The organism is Chryseobacterium oleae (genome assembly GCF_900115055.1).
Lineage (GTDB): Bacteria > Bacteroidota > Bacteroidia > Flavobacteriales > Weeksellaceae > Chryseobacterium > Chryseobacterium oleae.
Map to the genome: position 1 here is coordinate 359,793 of NZ_FOVD01000003.1, position 15,259 is coordinate 375,051.

10 protein-coding genes are annotated in these 15,259 nt (G+C 38.8%); 4 read left to right on the forward strand and 6 right to left on the reverse strand.

Features of this window, described 5'->3' with window-relative positions:
* Window positions 1–9: 9 nt before the first annotated feature.
* From BM143_RS12295 to BM143_RS12305, 3 genes are read right to left on the reverse strand one after another with little or no spacing between them, the layout of a single operon-like run.
* Window positions 10–1,437 (reverse strand): glycoside hydrolase family 30 protein, encoded by a 1,428-nt coding sequence (locus BM143_RS12295; protein ID WP_090024744.1) that lies wholly within the window; start codon window positions 1,435–1,437, stop codon window positions 10–12.
* Between the two features lie 3 nt (window positions 1,438–1,440).
* Window positions 1,441–2,985: a RagB/SusD family nutrient uptake outer membrane protein gene (locus BM143_RS12300; protein ID WP_090024745.1), complete on the reverse strand. Its 1,545-nt coding sequence runs from the start codon at window positions 2,983–2,985 to the stop codon at window positions 1,441–1,443.
* Window positions 2,986–2,996: 11 nt separating this feature from the next.
* Window positions 2,997–5,918 (reverse strand): SusC/RagA family TonB-linked outer membrane protein, encoded by a 2,922-nt coding sequence (locus BM143_RS12305; RefSeq protein ID WP_090024746.1) that lies wholly within the window; start codon window positions 5,916–5,918, stop codon window positions 2,997–2,999.
* A 177-nt stretch (window positions 5,919–6,095) separates the two neighbouring features.
* Here BM143_RS12305 and BM143_RS12310 point away from each other — a divergent pair, with 177 nt between their 5' ends.
* The 4 genes from BM143_RS12310 to BM143_RS12325 all read left to right on the forward strand — a co-directional run bounded on the left by BM143_RS12310 (window position 6,096) and on the right by BM143_RS12325 (window position 11,515).
* Complete coding sequence (locus tag BM143_RS12310; protein ID WP_090024747.1) at window positions 6,096–7,283, forward strand: MFS transporter; 1,188 nt, start codon at window positions 6,096–6,098, stop codon at window positions 7,281–7,283.
* 23 nt (window positions 7,284–7,306) lie between these two features.
* The gene (locus BM143_RS12315; protein ID WP_090024748.1) at window positions 7,307–8,095 is read left to right on the forward strand and encodes an NUDIX hydrolase; all 789 of its coding nucleotides are present in this window, start codon (window positions 7,307–7,309) and stop codon (window positions 8,093–8,095) included.
* 129 nt (window positions 8,096–8,224) lie between these two features.
* Window positions 8,225–9,403: an acyl-CoA dehydrogenase family protein gene (locus tag BM143_RS12320; protein WP_034727607.1), complete on the forward strand. Its 1,179-nt coding sequence runs from the start codon at window positions 8,225–8,227 to the stop codon at window positions 9,401–9,403.
* A 162-nt stretch (window positions 9,404–9,565) separates the two neighbouring features.
* Window positions 9,566–11,515, forward strand: coding sequence for a T9SS type A sorting domain-containing protein (locus BM143_RS12325; RefSeq protein WP_090024749.1), 1,950 nt, complete (start codon window positions 9,566–9,568; stop codon window positions 11,513–11,515).
* A gap of 63 nt (window positions 11,516–11,578) precedes the next feature.
* Here the strand turns inward: BM143_RS12325 and BM143_RS12330 are convergent, their stop codons facing one another.
* From BM143_RS12330 to BM143_RS12340, 3 genes are read right to left on the reverse strand one after another with little or no spacing between them, the layout of a single operon-like run.
* The gene (locus BM143_RS12330) at window positions 11,579–14,272 is read right to left on the reverse strand and encodes a PD-(D/E)XK nuclease family protein (RefSeq protein WP_090024750.1); all 2,694 of its coding nucleotides are present in this window, start codon (window positions 14,270–14,272) and stop codon (window positions 11,579–11,581) included.
* Window positions 14,269–14,808 (reverse strand): DUF922 domain-containing protein, encoded by a 540-nt coding sequence (locus tag BM143_RS12335; protein ID WP_228430786.1) that lies wholly within the window; start codon window positions 14,806–14,808, stop codon window positions 14,269–14,271. The genes BM143_RS12330 and BM143_RS12335 overlap by 4 nt, the downstream gene beginning before the upstream one ends.
* On the reverse strand, window positions 14,808–15,212 hold the full coding sequence (locus BM143_RS12340; RefSeq protein WP_090024752.1) for a hypothetical protein: 405 nt from the start codon (window positions 15,210–15,212) through the stop codon (window positions 14,808–14,810). Before BM143_RS12340 ends, BM143_RS12335 begins: the two co-directional genes overlap by 1 nt.
* Between the last annotated feature and the right edge of the window lie 47 nt (window positions 15,213–15,259).

Genomic DNA, 15,259 nt, shown 5'->3' on the forward strand with positions numbered 1-15,259 from the left:
ACGATTATATTAAAAAACATAAGTTGCTGCCGAATTTCCCGAAAGAATGACGGGAGCGGTCTTTCCGTTATATTTGATATTAAAACTTTCTTCTGCAGTGTTTCCATTCTGGACAATCAATACCGTTTTTCCGGCCGGGGTTTTAAATGCCGCCGTAGAAAGGGTTTCTGTCTGTGTAGAAGCAATACGCTGAGAACCTGCAGGCACAAACTTGGAAGCATGTGCAATGATATAGTAGGAAACATTTCTGGTGAAATTTTCACTGTCGGAAACCGTTATTGCTCCTTTACATTCCGTACATCCGCCCTCTGTGTGAGGTTTATACTGCGGATCATTTGCTACATTCCATTCCAAAGCAATACTGCTCCAGTTTCTCATAGAACCGATGACTACATTTTTAACGTGCCAGTTCAGGTCTTCATTAAAGGTCCCTTTCGATCCCGTCCACTGCTCGGTAAAATACAAATTTTTATCGGGAAACGCGTTGTGCACCGTGCTTAAAGCTGAAATATCTCCTTCATATAAATGGAAGGCTGAGCCGTCAATGTACTGATAAGCTTCGGGATCTTTCAGAATATCAAGGGCATATTCAGGTTTGTTGCAGTTATGATCGTAGACTACAATCTTTGTTTTGATCTTATGGGATTTAAACACCGGACCTAAATGGCCTTTGATAAAATCTGTCTGTTGATCAGACGGCATAAAAAGACTCGGATTGTTTCCCGGATGAAGAGGTTCATTCTGAGGTGTGACTGCATCAATGGTAATTCCTTCCTTTTTCATTCCAAGGATGTATTTTGCAAAATAGTCTGCATATACCCTGTAAAATTCGGGTTTTAAGCTTCCGCCTTTTGATTTTCCGTTATCTTTCATCCAAACCGGGGGCGACCACGGTGCTGCAATGATTTTAATTTCCGGATTAATCGCTAAAATCTCTTTCAACATGGCAATCAGCTCCTTATCGTTGGCCAGGCTGAATTTTGAAAGGGTCTGATCTGTCTGCCCTTCCGAAAGGTCATCGTAAGAGAAAACGCTGCCATCGAGATCAGAAGCACCGATGCTTAACCTCAGATAACTGATAGAAATCGAATTCTTGTCTTTTCCGAAAAGTTCGTTCAATAAAGCTTTCCTCTTTGCCGTTGAAAGACGGTTGATCACTTCTACACTGCCTCCTGTTAAAGTGTACCCAAAACCGTCAACATATTGAAACTTTTGTGTCTCATCAATTTCAATATTTTGCCAGCTGTTGGAATTTGCCCCAAATTTAACCGGAGTTTGCTGCTGTAATTTTACACTTTCATTGCCTTTGGTAAGCCAATACTGAACATCACTTTCTTTATCTGCTCCAACGGATGCACATGATAAAGGAAAAAGTACCACGCCGCAAAGCAGCGCGGTACCTTTAAAAAAGAAACTATATAAACTGTGAAACGTCATATTTTAGTAAAAAGGATTTTGCTTTAAAGCCGTATTGATCAATTCATTGAAAGGAATCGGAAGAATTTCGTTCTTGCCTGCCTTAAATCCTCTTGTTCCCAGCTTCGCCGGTGCATCTCCCCATCTTACCAGGTCGAACCATCTGTGCCCTTCTCCTGCCAATTCTCTTCTTCTTTCATCTTTGATCGCCTGCATAGAAACCGGTACTGAAGTAAGTCCTACTCTGGCTCTCACCGCATCCAATAAGGCCTGAGCTCTTCCTCCTGCGCCACCCAGTGCTTCAGCTTCCATTAAATAGGTATCTGCTAATCTGATGGCGATATAGTTTTGACGGAAATTAAGTTCTATAACTCCCGGCTGAGTAGACTCATCAGCTTTTCTCGGTAAATACTTATTCAGAAAATATCCTGTATCTCTAAACCCTGGAGAATAAGTAATTTTATTCTGTTGTTTTAAGCTTTTAGCATTAAAAATCGTTGCATCAAGACGTGGATCACCCTGCATAAAATTAAACAGATCATCTGTGATAGGATTAAATCCCCAACCGGAATGAATACTTGGCGCATCATTATTAGGAATGTTGGTATTGGTTCCATAAGAAATGATTCCAACCATCTGATTGACTGCATTCCCTTCATCTTTACCGGATCCCCAGTTATCCCAGATTCCGTTTCCTTTATTGGTATGCATTGCTTCCAGGATGGATTCTGTAGTAAATTTATTATCTATCACCCAAAGGCTGGAAAAATTGGGAACCAGCTTATATCCATACTGGCTTGTCTGGCCAGGTGTACCATTGACCTGTTCAAACTGAGCTGCAGCCTCGGTGTTTTTCTTATCATACAAATAAATTTTACCTAAGATTGCTCTCGCTGAACCTTGTGTAATTCTACCCACTTCATTCATATTAGTGGTAGAAATAGTCATTGGCAAATCTCCAATTACTGATACAATATCACTTTCTATCTGTGCGTAAACCTTTGCCGGATCTTCCTGAGGAATATTGTAGTAATCGTCGGTTACTAAAACTGGTTTTAATATTAAAGGAATATTTTTAAACATTCTCAATAATTCAAAATAATATAATGACCTCAACACTTTTGCTTCTGCAATGAATCTTTTTCTTGTCTGATCATTCATGTTGGCATTGGGAATTCTATCCAATAAAAGATTGGCTTTTGCAATACCCTGATAATAATCTTTCCAATAACTGGCAGGCATAATCACCGGATTCAGTGTATAATTCGAAAACCCCTGGATCCCTGCACCATCTGAAGAACTTCCTCCTCCGGAATAGAAATCATCAGAAGCGCCATTGAAAAATGTGACCATATTTTCAAATCCGCCCGAATATTTCCTCATCATATCGTACGTCGCCACAAGACCTGCGAAAGACTGCTCTTCGTTTTTGAAATAATTATTTGAATCGAAGGTTCCTGTATTTTTAACATCTTCCAAATTACCGTCGTTACAAGAAACCGCTCCAAAGCTAATTCCCGTAAGCATTAAAACGGAAATACTTTTATATATAAAATTTTTATTTTTCATTTTTTCAAAGATTAAAATTGAACATTAGCACCAAAAAGGAACGTTCTTGCCTGTGGATAGAAAGCCCTGTCTATACCGAAAGTATCGGCTCCTGCAATTTCAGGATCATAGCCTGTGTACTTTGTGAAAGTCACCAGATTCTCGCCTGTTACATAAAATCTTATTTTGGAAGCTCCGATGGTTTTTGCGATATCTTTAGAAAGGGTGTAGCCTAGCTGAACCAATTTGATACGCAGATAATCTCCCTTTTGCAGATAATAATCAGACATTGCTGTATAGTTCTGGTTAGGATCATCTTTGGTTACTCTTGCTACTGTATTAGAAGTCCCTTCACCTGTCCATCTGTCTAAAATGGAGGTCTGATAATTGGATTCCGGGATATCAAGTCTTCTCAACCCCTGGAAAATTTTATTTCCGGCCTGTCCCTGTGTAAATACCATTAAATCAAAATTCTTATAATTCATATTTAGGGTAAAACCGAATGTATATTTTGGTACGGAATTACCTAAGTTAACATAGTCCTTGATATCAACAACACCATCACCATTAACATCTTCTCTTTTGAAATCTCCCGGTTTTGCCTTGTCCTGTAGCAATTGTCCGCTCGCGTTTCTGTAAGCGTCAATTTCTGCCTGATTCTGGAAAACACCGATATTTCTGTATCCGTAAAAAGAGCCATAAGATTCTCCAACCTGTAATCTTGATACAGTTCCCAATGTTTGGAAACCAGCGAAAGTAACATACTCTCTGTTTCCTTCCAGTCTTAAGATTTCATTTTTTACATAGGCAAAATTTCCGTTTGCGGATATCCCGAAGTCACCCCAACTTTTCTTATAGCCCAACGTCACCTCAATACCATCGTTATTCATATCCCCAATATTTCTAAAAGGATTCTGGCTTAACCCTAAATAACCCGGAAGCTCAACTCTTCTTAAAATATCGGTACTCTTTTTTCTGTAAACATCAACACTCAAATCAAAATTCCTTAAAACTTTAAGATCTGCCGCAATGTTAAATTGTGAGGTTCTTTCCCACTTCAGATCAGGATTTTCCAATGTACTTGGTGCATATCCTACATGAATAATATTGTCTCCGAAAGTATAATTACTACCCGGAACAAGGAAATTGGCGAATGCAAAATCATCAATGGCATCATTTCCCAATACACCGTATCCACCTCTTAACTTAAAGCTGGTAACAATCTTGTTTTCCGGCCAGAAACTTTCATTGGAAACGTTCCATCCTAAAGACATTGCAGGAAAATTACCCCAGTGGTTATTGCTTCCGAATTTTGATGATCCATCTCTACGGATAGTCCCTGTGAAAAGATATCTGTTATTGTAATCGTACACTACTCTTGCAAAATAAGACGCTTTATGGGTTTGTTTTCCATCCCAGGCATTGGAAGTTTTGTTAGATTCTCCCACATCAAAATTAAACGAAGCTTCTTGCCAATCATTCGTTGGAAGATTCTTATACGTTGCATTCTGTCCGTAGCTGATGTTATATTCATAGTAACCCTGACCTAGCAAAACACTTAAATTGTGTTCTCCAAATTTATTTTGATACGTAAGGGTGTTCTCCGTATTCCATTCGAATTTTTTCTGAAGTTCTCTGAACAAACTATTAGATAGATTGTTGTTTGCGGTACTTAGAAATGCTGATGGAGTAAAGGCCTGATTTCCCCAATAAGACAGTTTACCGTTTACTGTAGATTTAAAAGTAATATTTTTATTTATTTTAAGCTCTCCAAAAACATTGGCTACAATATCATCGGACCATTTGTATCTCCCTCTTTGCGTTTCCTGAAATGCCAGCGGATTAGTCATCTCCTTACTTACATACGGTGAAATTCCATAAGGATTTCCATTGGCATCCCTTACAATATTGGGATTATTCGTATAAACAGGCTGACTGAGATCTGTGGCTAAAACAGAAGTGACGGGATCCAGATTGATGGCAGAGCTTAAAGGCCCTCCAAATTCATTATTATCATTAATTCCCTGAGACTTTGTATGGGTATAAGCAAAAGTCTGCCCTATGGTTAAAAAGTCAAAAACTTTATGGGTTGAGTTAAATCTGGCATTAATTCTCTTATAATTCGAAATATCTCTCAAGACAATACCCTGCTGGTCATAATATCCAAAGGAAGTATAGAACGTAGATTTATCATTTCCTCCACTGATGCTGAATTCATGAGACTGACGCTGTGCCGAATTGAAAATTTCTTTCTGCCAATCCGTTCCTGTTCCCAATGAGTTTGGATTAGCAAACATGGGAGGATTAGGAGGATTGAGATTGTTATACATATTATCATTGGCAATCACTTCATTCATGATATTCCCATACTGTGTGGCATTCAGCAGGTCCAGCTTTTTTGCGGCACTTCCCACTCCAAAGAAACCATTATAAGAAAGATTCATTCTTCCTTTTGCTCCTTTTTTAGTCGTGATCAAAACAACTCCTTTTGCAGCTGAAACACCATAGATAGCGGCAGAAGCACCATCTTTCAGAATTTCCATTCCTTCAATGTCAGACTGGTTCAGCCATCCGATGTTGTCTACTACAATTCCGTCTACCACCCACAATGGATCATTACTTCCGGCACCAAAACTTGTGATTCCACGTACACGTACGGTAGCGGCGGTTCCAGGTTGCCCTGAATTGGATACTACACTTATACCGGCCGCACGGCCCTGCATGATTTGCTCAGGTCTTCCCGCTGTAGGAGAATTTTCAATGTCGGAAGCTTTTATACTTGAGATGGCTCCCGTCACATTGCTTTTTTTCTGACTGCCGTAACCAATCATTACGACCTCTTCGATTTTATTCTCTTTCGGAACAGTGTCCTTTACGCTGGTCTGGGCGTTGAAGTTCGCTGTAAAATACAGCACAGCAACCACCCCCAGGTTTCTTGATATTCTTAGATTCATATACAGTTAGTTTTTTAATTCTCAAATTGAGACAATAAAAATATATTTTTTTTTAATTAATTAACATTGTATTCACAAATATTTTAATTTTTCGTTTATTTTTGGGACTTTAAAGCCTTATATTCGCGTCATAATTCATAAAATTATCTTAAAAATCCAATCTAAAAAGTCCCCAAAATGACAGCCAACCTTCCCAGAATCTCTCTTCCCTTAAAACTGACCTTCTTAATTTTTTCAATGGTTTTAAACTGTATGGGCATTGTGATTCTTCAACTTTCGGAAGAAAAAATCACGTATGAAAAGCTGGGTTTTCTAGAATCATTCAAAGATCTGCCCATCGCATTTATTTCACTTTTCGCGGTGAATTTTATCAGCAAAACCGGCACTAAAAAAGCGTTGATTTCTGCATTGGTTATAGTAGGAATCTGTTCATGTCTCCTGCCCTTTGTCCAGGATTTCTGGTTTTACAAAGTTTGGTTTGCGATTATCGGGACATGTTTTGCTGTGGGAAAGATTTGTGTGTTTGGGATTATCCGAAACAATATTTCAGATGAGAAGTCTCTTGCCAAGATGATGAACAGTGTAGAAGCTTCATTTATGGTAGGCATTTTTGTAGTCAATACCGGATTCGGATGGTTGATCTCGAGCCAGTATTCCGAGTTCTGGAAATTTGGGTTTATCTCTATCTCGGTACTTTGTGCCGTTACGATCTATTTATTTTCAAAATTAAATATTTCAGAAGCTAAAAAAACAGAAAGTAAAAGTCTTATTTCTGAGCTTTCGGTATTTGCGACACCTGCCACTCTTGTATTTCTGAGTGTTGTTTTCTTTATCGTTTTTGTAGAACAGGGATTTAATTCATGGCTTCCTTCATTTTATAAAAACCACCTGAATGTCAATTCATTCTTTGCTCTGCAGGCTACGTCTTTTCTCGCCCTTTTTTCTTACGCAGGAAGAACTGTAACCGCTAATGTAATCCACAGATTTTCATTATCAAAATATTATATTTTATGTATTTCTTTAATTATCGCGGTACTCCTCATGATTTTAGGAATTCAGTATTTTGATTCTGTAAATTCCAATATCATCTTATTTTTATTTCCTGTGATCGGACTTTTTCTTTCACCCCTCTATCCTGTGATCAATTCAAAGATGATTGCTAAAATTGACAAAGAAAAAATCAATCTGTTTACATCCCTAATTGTTATTTTTTCATCCCTGGGCAGCTCTGTCAGTTCTATCATCATGGCTGTTCTGTTCGGAAAACAGCTGTTAAACTACTATCCGCTGTACATATTACTTGCTGTTTCTGTGCTTTTTACGGTGAGTTTGATATATTTTAAGCTATCAGGAAAGAAATTATAGAAAATAATTTTATTTTTACTCCCATGAAAATCAAGGACACCAAAAACAAAGAAACCCTTCAGGAACTTATTGATACAAAAGATTTTGTAGCACACGTATCTGTTGACTGCACGATATTTGGTTTTCACAATAATATTTTGAAGGTTTTGCTTTTAAAATACCACGATCTGGATCTGTGGTCGCTGCCGGGCGGTTTTGTTTTTAATGATGAAGACCTCCGCGAAGCTGCTGCCAGAGTATTGTATGAAAGAACCCACCTGCAGAATCTTTTCCTAAAACAGTTCCATACTTTCGGAAGGATAGACCGTACGGAGAATAATGTGCACCAGATCCTTCTTAATAATAAAGGAATTGAGGTTCCCAAAGACCACTGGATCTTCCAGAGATTTATTACGGTAGGTTATTGCAGCCTTATTGATTTTTCCATTGCGAATACTTTTCCGGATGCTTTTAACGAAAGCTGTGAATGGTTCGAGGTTAATAAATTGCCCAAGATGGCTTTTGATCATGACAGAGTGATAGAAACCGGCCTTGAATACCTTAGAATGAATATCAACACCGAGGTTGCTGCCAGCAATCTTCTTCCGGAGAAATTTACCATGAAAGATCTTCAGTCGCTGTATGAAACTATTTTGGGACAGAAATTCAGGAGAAATAATTTCCAGCGCAAGATATTAAGCTTAAATATTCTGGACAGACTGGAGAAACTTTATGACGGTTCTGCGAACAAAGCTCCGTATCTGTATAAGTTCAAAAGCAAGGTACACAATGCTGCCAATCAGTATCCTATCTCTAATGATGAGGAATCTTAGAAGACTGTATTTTGAGTAAAAATCTTTAAATCCTTATTTATCTCGCTGAGAATCAAAGGCAATAAAGATTTTCAAAAAAATTTTTCAAACCACACGAAAAGTATTACTTTTAGACAAATCAAAAAAATCATGTCATATTATCCTCTTACAAGCATTCCAGACTACTACGGAATTGATGCTTTACTTACTGAAGAACACAAACTGATCCGTCAATCGGTAAGAGATTGGGTGGAGAGTTTTGTAATGCCACAGATTGATCAGGCCGCGCAAAATCATACAGATATTCCGGGCCTAATGAAAGAATTGGGAAAAGTTGGAGCGTTAGGTCCATATATTCCGGTTGAGTACGGCGGTTCAGGTTTAGATCAGATTTCTTACGGTTTGATCATGCAGGAATTGGAAAGAGGAGATTCTGCGGTACGTTCTGCTGCTTCGGTACAGAGCTCGCTGGTGATGTTCCCTATTAATGAATTCGGTTCTGAGGAACAGAAGAAAAAATACCTTCCTCACCTTGCTGCGGGAGAAATGATTGGTTCTTTCGGATTGACGGAGCCTAACCACGGTTCAGATCCAAGTTCTATGGAAACGTATTTCAAAGATATGGGAGACCATTATCTTCTGAACGGTGCCAAAATGTGGATCACCAATTCCCCGGTTTGCGATATTGCCGTAATCTGGGCAAAGAATGAAGAAGGAAAAATCCAGGGATTAATTGTTGAAAGAGGAATGGAAGGTTTCACCACTCCGGAAACCCATAATAAATGGAGCTTAAGAGCATCGAAAACCGGAGAACTGGTATTCAATGATGTAAAAGTTCCTAAAGAAAACCTTCTTCCTGGTGTAACCGGATTGAAAGGACCTTTATCTTGTCTTAATTCTGCGAGATACGGAATCTCATGGGGTGTAATCGGTGCAGCAATTGACTGCTACTGTACAGCCGTTCAATATTCTAAAGAAAGAAAGCAGTTTGGAAAGCCAATCGGTTCTTACCAGCTTCAGCAGAAGAAACTGGCTGAATTCTTAACGGAAATCACGAAAGCACAGTTACTTTGTCTTCAGTTAGGAAATCTTAAAAATGACCACAAGGCAAGTCCTGCACAGATCTCAATGGCTAAACGTAACAACGTGAAAATGGCGATTGATATTGCAAGAGAATCAAGACAGATCCTTGGCGGAATGGGAATCATGGGTGAATTCCCGATGATGAGACACGCAGCCAACCTGGAATCCGTGATCACTTACGAAGGTACACACGATGTACATTTACTGATCACCGGTTTAGATATTACGGGAATCAACGCTTTTTAATTAAAAGCTGAAATATACGGAAAAGGAGTCCGGCCGAATGGCCGGACTCCTTCTTTTACTCACTTTGCGGGGAACTTGTATTCAATGAATAATTATTGATGTATTAATATTCTAACGGTTTTGTTAAAAATATCTAATTTAATCTCAATAAAAAATATTGATATGAAAAAACTATCCACGCTTTTATTAGGTTTAACGGCTCCGTTCTTTTTTGCCCAACAGGCAGGAGATCTTGTGAACGTTGAACAAAAACTGGATCTGACTCCGCAGGGTGTTGTTAATTTTATCGCCAACAGCCTTGGCGAACAGAATGCTCCGGATTTCGTCAGCTACCTGAATGGCTTCAACGTAGGTCTTAAAGGTTACAAGATCACCTATTACACCAAAAATGAAAATAACGTTCTCGTAAAAGCTACGGGACTGCTGATGTATCCTAACGTCAATTTTAAGCTCTCTACCGTAGTTTCTGACCACGGAACCACAGACAGCAGGGATAATGTTCCTTCCAATTTTAAAGGGGCTTTAACCGCCGGATTTGTCGTAGAACTTTCTTACGTCCTTAACGGTTATATTTTAATGGCTCCTGACTACGTTGGTATGGGAACTGGAGACGGTGTTCATCCCTATGTAGATTATGCAACAGAGGCAGGTGCTACTATCGATTTCGTAACCGCAGCCAATAAAGTTCTGGCTCAGCAGGGAATCAAACGTTATGATGAATATTTCCTGGCAGGGTATTCTCAGGGGGCTCATGCCGCCATGTCCACCTTAAAAAAATTAAATACTTCGAATCCTACCAATCTGAAATTCAAGTATGCCTATATGGGAGACGGGCCTTATGATTTTTCAGGAGTCACTTTAAACAAAGGAGTTCTGGAAAAAGATTTTTATCCGTTCACCTCTTTCCTTGCCAATGTACTTCACACCTGCAACAATACTGGATTCAAAACTTACAATACCAGTATTTCAGAGGTTATCTCTCCGGAATATCTGGATAAATACAACTATCATGTCGTTCAGGACAACGGAGGTCTTCTTTGGGGGCCTGTCATCTGGAGAAATCTCTTCACTCAGAATTTCATCAATGACGTCACCAATAATCCAAATAATAACCTCAGACGATGCATGAAACCTAAGGATGTGTATGACTGGTATAACAAGACTCCAATGACTTTAGGGCATTCTTCTGTAGACTTAGCTATACCGCCTGAAAACACGTCAAAAACCATTGACGTACAGCGTGGTTACTACGCCTGGTGGGATCTGAATAAATATAAACTGGATTCATTCTTTTGGGGACCTTTAGGACATGTTGGAGGAATTGTTCCATTCACACTGGCATCCAATGCGAAATTCAATACCCTAAGAAGCGGAGGCCTTCTGAACCAGTGGGCGATCCTGACTTCAAAACAGCAGGGAAATACACAACCGGAAACTACAACGTCGCTCTACTCTTCTCAGTTAAAACCGGATCTTGGAAATATGCAGCTGGTCGGAATTACAGATTTCAATCAGGAGAAAGTGGCAAGCAAGTCAGCGACTGGAAACAATTTATCGGCATTGAAAGATGGTGTTTATCTTCTTAAAGTGCTGGAAAACAATGATCAGAAATTACTTCCGTACGTTAAAAACACCCCTATAGAAGTTCCTGAAAATGAGATCGTACAGTCAGAAAACAATGGTCTTTTGAAACTGAAACTTCCTCAGGAAGAACTGATTGCGGTTCATGTTTTTGATGAAAATAAAAACCTTTTAAAAACAGTATCTCAGGAACAGTACGCTTCAGACGGAGGAATTACTACAAAGGACATTGATAATCAAAATAATACATTTGAAATCGTCACTCAATATTATAATCTTCAGTTCAAGAAAACGCTGACAGACCATTCATTAGCCAACAAAGCTGAAATATTTACGAGAAGCCGTCAGATTATTGCAAGAGCAAATAATGGTATTAAAAACATCAGCATCTACAATATTTCCGGCGCACTGATTCTGCAGCAGGAAGTTAACAAATCAGAATTTGAATCAAAAAACTTAGAATCAGGAATTTATGTTGTACAAATGAGTGATAGTGATGGAAAAATAACTAACAAAAAAGTAAAACTATAAGACAAAGACGCTTGTATATTCTTCATTTCAAATTGAGTGCACTTCAGCAATGAGGTGCATTTTTTAATTCGAATAAGACTTGATGTTTTCAATAAAGCTGAGATCAGGATTCAGAATTTCGAGGATCAGATTTTTCACAGACATCATCGCATCATCAATACTTCCTTTTTCAAACTGTAATGAAACCACTCCTTTTTTAGCTTCTGCAAAACTCCAGATCCCTGTTTCGATAGGAAGTCCCCAGAACTCCGGAAGATTCTGTACTACATAATGATAAATACACAGCTGCAGGGCCTGTTTTCTTTCGCTGTTATGGAAATAGTCTGTGACGTTGTTTTCGTCTATTTTTACCGTAAGATTTTTGATTTTTGCGGTCTTATAATCGATAATTCTTAATGTTCCGTTCAGGCGATCTATCCGGTCAATAAATCCTAAGAATGATATTTTATCATGGGCATCGAGATAAAAATCCACATTTTCAAACCTTTTTTCAATGTCTAAAATCTCAAGGGTATTACCACTTCTCACCAGTTCCAAATCATGGTTCAGAACATTTTCAATCACCTTTTTAGCAATGGCTCTGTGGATGTAGTTCATCCCTTTTTCATAGAATTCCGGCTGGTGTTTCAGCTTTTCAATCGCTACATTGATATATTGATCTATCTCTTTAATTGAGGTCTGTAAATCCTTTTCCTTTAAAACTTTACCTTTAAGTAATTCATATACTTCTTGAAGTGAATAATGAACTAAATTCCCATAGTTTTTAACCGACAGTTCTTCTTCAATTTCATCGGTTTCTGACGTCTTCAATATCTTCGAAAGATAAAAATCAATCGGATTATAAAGGTAGCTCGTCAGGTGGGAAGCCGATACTTTTTCTTTCCACTTCTCAAGTCTTTCCATTACAATTTCTGTCTTCGGAATTTCTATCGGCATGGAGGCGATTGGCTCGGAAGAATTTTCAATAATAAGATGTTCTATCGGATGGGAACTCTCCATTTCAATCTGCGTAATGAAACGGCTCTTCTCTCCGGTATTCACCCCGGAACTAAGTGCATTGTACAGCAAATGGACATTTTGAGAATCCTGAATCAGTCTATAAAAGTGATAGGCATAAATGCCATCGTTTTCCAGGAATGTATGAAGATCAAAATACCTTCTGATATCAAACGGAATATACGTATTCTGTGAATTCCCCAAAGGAAGTTTCCCTTCATTCACGGAAAGCATGATCACATTTTCAAAGTTTAAGAGACGGGTTTCCAGAAGCCCCATGATCTGAAGTCCACGGAGTGGCTCTCCCTGAAAATCTATACTTTCAGAATTCACATGCTGATTGATCAGAATTTCAAGCGTTTCCATTTTGATTTCAAAATCATATGGACTCACCTGGTTTTTAATGATCCTGAAGGCATTTTCAAAGTGGGAAACGTTTTCATACTGAATATCATCTATTTCCAGCCACTTGATGTCGCGACAGAAACTGATCAGCATATCCAGATAAACTCCGGTGTGATCCGCTTTTTTAAGAAGACCATAGTATGAAAGCCCGCTCAGAAGCTCTTCTAAAAGCTTTCTTGATATATAAACGATATTCCGCTCCTCTATTTTTGTCCTGAAATTACTGATAATCGTTTCATCTTCAGCGGATTTCGGAAGTTCTTCAAGGATCGGGAAAATATCTCTGTAGTAATAAGATGACTTATTTTTCTCCAGTTGCTTCTGAAGATAAAAAAGCTGTTTCACCGCATTGGAAAAGGAAAGGTTCTTCAGCGGAAAACCCATAGTAATATTCAGGTTATCAACTTCGTACATCACATCCAGGCTGGCGGGAAGTAAATTCTCATCCAGCAATACCACCGCTGTATTGGAATAAGTCTTGTTTTCAATTTCCTTAAAAATTTCGGGCAGCACTTTCGTCTGCGTTACATTTCCGGAAACTTCATAGACTTTTATATTTTTAGGCTGATTAAAATCATCCTCAATCCACTGAAAAGCCCTGTCATCATCGAACTCTTTCCACATTTTATGGTTTCGGAGGAATTTTCCTGCTTCCTGTCTTTCGTCATCAAAATAATAACGGTCCGCCTGAAAAAAGCACTGTGCTTTATTCCACTGCAGCAGACTTCTTACCAGCTTCTCTTCCACCGGTGTAAAAGCATTGAAACCACAGAAAACAAAATGTTCGGAAGTGTTTTTAGCAAAATCTACAATCTTCGATTTAGCTGTTTCATGGATCATTCCGGAAGTTGCCCAGTTCTTTTCCTTCAGTTTTTTCTTTAAGACAGGAAGAAAAATGTTCATATTCTGCCAGAAATTAAGGAATTTCTTACGCGGAACGTCATCATCTTCCCCCAGATCCTGAGCCCATTCTTTGATTCGCTCTTCATCAAACATATACTGCAAAACGGCTTCATCACTATCAGAGAACTTCAGGATATCATCCCAGTCCTTCTGAAGGGTCGGAAACCACTTTAAAAAGTCCGCAAAATCATCTTTCGGGATAAGACCAAGGTTCCGGTACACATCAAAGGCAAAAAGCCACAGAGAGATGCCCTGAACCGGCTGCTTATCTGCAATCCTGTCGATCAGTTCTTCTACGGTAAAAAAATTGGGAAGGAATCCTGAATAATTATTTTCTTCCAGGATCTGCCTGATGAATACGATGGGACGCTTTCCGGGCAGAACGATGTTAAACTCAGACAGGTCCGCATTTTGGGCCAGCAATTCGTTGATGATCTTATTGAGGAATTTCAAGAGGCTTTATAGCTTTTTAAGTGGTCTATTTCTTCAGCGATGAGGGCATTGTATTCTGCCTGTTTTTCTTTATTGATCCCATGCTCTGTGATTTTGTCATAGGAGATCTGAAAATTCTTATAGTCGTTTGATATTTTTTGATAAAGTGCTTTAAAATTTTTATCGTAATCACCGGAGGTTTTAATCTTTTCTTCTACTTCTTTCCTGAATCTTCGGGCAAATAATTCTGCGATGTCGAAATGTTTCTGCTCATGAAGGAGAATATAGTCATTCATCCTTTTGGTATCTTTCCAGGATCTGTCTTCATTGAAAATAGCCGTGATCTCAATTTTCACAGGCGATTTCGGATTGGTAGATTTCACCACAGAATATTCCCAGCCACAATGGGTGTAAGCGGCTACATCGGGATTATTTTTCCTGTTCACGGGGCTTTTAAAGTCATCCCAAACCAGTTTCCGGTCTTCCTTCCAGATGATTTTCTGTCCGGACAGGGTATTCAAAGCAAGCAGGCAGAAAAGTGAAATCAGTTTCATCATTATTCAACTACAATTGTTTTGGTGATCCAGCTGTTGTTGCCATTCCAGAATTTAAAAACATAATTTCCGGGCTGGCGCGGGCTGAAATTGATCTGGTTGGCCCCTACATGAGCTTCCTGAGCACAAGGCCCTTCAACAGTATATTTGTAGGCTGTAACAGATCTTCCCAGACTGCTGTCATGAATATAATCATATCCGTAAAACCCTTCACATTGGGACGGATAGGTAGAATACGTCTTAATGCTCTGTATTGTAAACACATCCATGGTATCTTTCATGACCTTCACACTGTCGATCCTGATTTTGGCAATGGACTGTATGGTCTGGTAATCATCATCTTCGCAGGAGATAAAAACCAGTCCTGAAAACAATACGGAAAATCCAAATTTTAAAAGATTTTTCATACCCTCTAATTTACCGATTATTAATAAAAATTCAGTAAAAATCGTTC